Source organism: Aquaticitalea lipolytica (assembly GCF_014641635.1).
Taxonomy (GTDB): domain Bacteria; phylum Bacteroidota; class Bacteroidia; order Flavobacteriales; family Flavobacteriaceae; genus Aquaticitalea; species Aquaticitalea lipolytica.
Map to the genome: position 1 here is coordinate 1 of NZ_BMIC01000017.1, position 2,726 is coordinate 2,726.

Annotated in this window: 3 protein-coding genes; all 3 read left to right on the forward strand. The window is 34.0% G+C overall.

The window, feature by feature from the left end:
- A partial coding sequence (locus IEW41_RS14305; RefSeq protein WP_188607058.1) for a RagB/SusD family nutrient uptake outer membrane protein occupies window positions 1–1,056 on the forward strand: 1,056 nt, incomplete at its 5' end.
- Between the two features lie 19 nt (window positions 1,057–1,075).
- Window positions 1,076–1,885 (forward strand): BT_2262 family domain-containing protein, encoded by an 810-nt coding sequence (locus IEW41_RS14310; RefSeq protein ID WP_188607059.1) that lies wholly within the window; start codon window positions 1,076–1,078, stop codon window positions 1,883–1,885.
- 26 nt (window positions 1,886–1,911) lie between these two features.
- Window positions 1,912–2,726: hypothetical protein (locus IEW41_RS14315; protein WP_188607060.1), on the forward strand; the 815-nt coding region annotated here is incomplete at its 3' end.

Genomic DNA, 2,726 nt, shown 5'->3' on the forward strand with positions numbered 1-2,726 from the left:
AGAATTCCTGATGGAGCTCAAAAGAACAATATCATTGCTCAAGCTAAAGCAGCAAGAGGATTAGCTCATTTCATGGTTAATAATGTGTTTGCAAAAATACCAACTCAATCTGGTGATGCAAATGGTTCTTTAGGAATTCCAATTATGACAAGTTCAGACATTCGTCAAAAACCAGCTAGAAACACTGTTGGTGAAGTTTATACAGCTGTCATTAATGATTTAGAAGATGCTAAATCTTTAATTAGTGCTAGTAATGGTAAAGAGAGATTTAACTTAAATGCAATTAACGGTCTATTATCTAGAGTGTATTTGTATAATGGTCAAAATCAAGCAGCAGCTGATGCAGCTAACGCTGTAACTACAACAGTATCTACATTCTCTAATTTTGCTGGAGTTTGGACAGATGCTAATAATGATGGAGTTATTTTTGAACTAAAGAATTTTGACACAGATACTAACGTTTCTGTTGGTGTTCCTTATAGCCAAACTTTAACAGGAGGTATTAAATCTGAATATGCAGTTTCATTTGAACTTTATAATCTTTACCAAAACACTGATATTAGAAAGTCAACTTATGTTGTAACTAGTTCTTTTGAAGGTAACTTATATAATCATGTTGCTAAATATCTTTCTAGTTCAGTTAACACTGGATCTGGTGTTGTTGATATTAAAGTAATAAGAGCAGCTGAAGTTCAACTTAATAAGGCTGAGGCGTTAGCAAATATGCCTGGTAATGATGTTGCAGCACTTGCTGCTTTAGACTTAGTAAGAAGCCAAAGATATATTGCATTTACTGGTGGAGAAACTGGACAGGCTCTTAAAGATGCTATTCAGTTAGAAAGACGTTTAGAATTAGCATTTGAAGGACACAGATTCTTTGATTTAAAAAGAAGAGGTTTAGCTATTGATAGAACTAATAATGGAGATTTTGCAGATGGAACGGGAACTCCACCAAACTTCTTAGTTTTACCAGCAGGAGATACAAGATTCCAGTTGCCTATTCCAAAAACTGAAATAGATGTTAACTCTAACATGGTTCAAAATCCTGGCTATTAATACTTAAAAAATTGAAATTATGAAAAAAATATTTTTATTATTATCATCAATAGCTATAGCAGCGGTATTTACTTCGTGTGAAGACGAAGAGGATATTCACGTATACAACTCTGGTGATATAGCTTATTTTTCTGAAACAACTAGTTCGCTTTTCGTTACTGCTAGTAACCCAAGTAAAACTATTGAAGTTGTTTCTACTGAGACATCTAGTGCTGCTAGAACATACAACGTTACTGTAGATCCTTCATCAACTGCACAATCTGGAGTTGACTATACTTTAAGTGCTTCAACAATTACTATTCCTGCTGGTGAGTATTTCGGTACTGTAACAGTAAATGGTATTTTTGATGGAGCTTTAGAATCTGGTTCTACTTTAATTTTAAATCTAACTTCTGGTACAGGTGAAACAGCTGTGTTTGATATTAAACATACTGTAAGTATTTTTAAATTGTGTGAATCAGATTTAGCAGGTTTGTATAGTGTTACAACAACTTATGGATATCATGACTTTTTACCAAGCTTTAATCCAAATACAGAAGATATGGAAATTGAAGCTTTAGGTGATGGTAATTATTTTGTACAAGATTTCTCAGGAGGATTGTATAATGGTGGACCATATTCTAGTGCATATGGTACTGGGCCAACTAGTATGGATGTAGAGTTCACAGATATTTGTAATAATATTTCTTGGACTGGTCAAACAGATCCATGGGGAGATATTTTAATGGATGGAGTTAATGAGGTTGATCCTGTTACTGGTGTAATTACTATTTCATGGTATTGTACTGGTTATGGTGAGAATGGAGTATCTGTTTATACACCATATTAATATAAACTTATAAAAAAAATACAATTATGAATAAAATTATAAAAATAAGCCTAGTGCTATTAACGTTCATCGGATTTGTATCTTGTGATAGTTCTGATGATGATACTAGTTACTTAAACGATAGAACTTCTGTTTCTTATTTTGTTCCTGGTTCATCAGGTACATTATTGGTGGAAGATGGAGTGACTTCAACTTTTAATGTTATGGTTGGTATATCAGAGCCTAAAGCATTTGATAGAGCATTTACTTACTCTATCGACCCAAGCTCAACTGCTGTACAAAATGCTGATTATACCATTAGTTCAACACTTAATATACCAGCCAACTCTGTAGTTGGTTCTATAAGTGTTACTGGAGATTATGCTGCTTCAACTTTAGAAGGTAAAACATTAAAACTTGTTTTAGATTCAGTTGATGATTCTGCTATTGGAGCAAGAAAAGTGTTTACATTAACAATAATTAGATATTGCCCTCTTGAGGCTCCATTTACTGGGTCTTATATGTTACAAAACATTTCAGGCGGTATTCCAGCGGCAGGTTTTGCTCCAGCTTTTGGAAACAATGTTCTAGTTAGTTTAGTGCAAGGAGCTGAAGATACAGATAGAAAATTCAATGTTAAAGCTTACCCTAGTTTTAACTTTTCAAACCCTCCAAGGGACGTATTGTTAAGTTTTGTATGTGGGAATGTTATTTTCAATGGCCTTTCTGGAGCGTCTGGTGTTGGGTGTGGAGGTTCAATAGCTTTTGGACCTGCTACTACTCATGCAACATATGATCCGGCTAATGATACGGTTATAACTATTAATTTCACTGAGAATACAGAAAGCATGTGTGGTAATGC

Excerpts from the sequence above, each read along its gene's own strand:
- IEW41_RS14310 (WP_188607059.1), top strand. The coding sequence starts at position 1,076 with ATGAAAAAAATATTTTTATTATTATCATCAATAGCTATAGCAGCGGTA.